The organism is Vibrio sp. 811, assembly GCF_033339195.1.
In genome coordinates this window covers 1-1138 of the sequence record NZ_JAWOUB010000099.1, presented here as the reverse complement: position 1 = coordinate 1138, position 1138 = coordinate 1, and the positions used below count along the sequence as shown (strand labels likewise).

At 43.9% G+C, this 1138-nt stretch carries 2 protein-coding genes; both read left to right on the top strand.

Annotated features, from left to right (window positions below):
- The first annotated feature begins 109 nt into the window (after nt 1–109).
- Nucleotides 110–517, top strand: coding sequence for a diacylglycerol kinase (locus R7Q46_RS25095; protein ID WP_005489604.1), 408 nt, complete (start codon nt 110–112; stop codon nt 515–517).
- Nucleotides 518–527: 10 nt separating this feature from the next.
- A partial coding sequence (locus R7Q46_RS25090) for a 3-deoxy-D-manno-octulosonic acid kinase (RefSeq protein ID WP_318077921.1) occupies nt 528–1138 on the top strand: 611 nt, incomplete at its 3' end.

Here is a 1138-nt window from a genome sequence, read left to right as displayed (position 1 = left end):
ATAATTATTGTCTGACTAGATGAATAGAGGCAGGTAAATTATGCAGACATCCCCAATAAATGTAAAATACACGGCTCCAATATAACGAAGTACCGATAAGTGTTCTGCAATGTCAAAGACAACACCGCATCAATCGCAAGAATCTGGAAAGCCAGGCAATACTGGGGTAAAGCGCATTATCAAAGCGACAGGTTATTCTATACAGGGATTAAAAGCCGCTTTTAAACATGAAGCTGCTGTTCGACAAGAGCTCGCTTTGCTAAGCATTGCTGTGATTTTGGCGTGCGTGGTTGATGTCGGGATGATAGAGCGCATCTTATTGATTGGTGTCGTGGTATTAGTTCTGATTGTCGAACTGATTAACTCCGCGATAGAAGCAGTGGTGGATCGCATTGGTGTTGAACGCCATGAATTAAGTGGCCGCGCTAAAGATATAGGATCGGCAGCCGTTATGGTTGCGTTGGCGTTCGCAGCTTTTAGTTGGCTATACATATTGGCCAGTCGCTACTTAGGCTAGAGGTTACAACATGATTCAGCAGTATCGAGATAGCAACCAAGTCATTTGGTTTGATGAGGAGCTTATTGAAGATCCTAGTCAGCCTATTTTTGATGCCGAGTATTGGCAATCCACCAACAAAGTAACTGGCAGTGCTTCAGGGCGTGGTACGACTTGGTTTGTTCAGCTTGATACGATGCAAGCCGCTCTGCGTCATTATCGACGTGGTGGCTTGGTTGGTAAGTTAGTGAAAGACAATTATTGGTTTTCAGGTTGGGAGCAAACGCGTTGTGCGCAAGAGTTCCAACTATTACTTACACTGATTAATGCTGGCGTTCATGTGCCAAGGCCAATTGCTGCGAGAGCTGTGAAATCTGGATTGACATATCAGGCCGATTTATTGAGTGAGCGCATTCCTAACGCAAGAGACCTGGTCAGTATCTTGCAGGAAAAACCGTTACCGGAAGGAATGTATCAAAAAATAGGGCAAGAAATTGCCAAAATGCACAACGCTGGCGTTAATCACACAGACCTGAATATCCACAACATCTTGATCGATGACAAAGATAAAGTGTGGATTATTGATTTTGATAAGTGCCGCAAACAAGAGCACGGCGACTGGAAAAAGCAAAACTTAGAAAG

Excerpts from the sequence above, each read along its gene's own strand:
- R7Q46_RS25095 (WP_005489604.1), top strand. The coding sequence starts at position 110 with ATGTCAAAGACAACACCGCATCAATCGCAAGAATCTGGAAAGCCAGGC.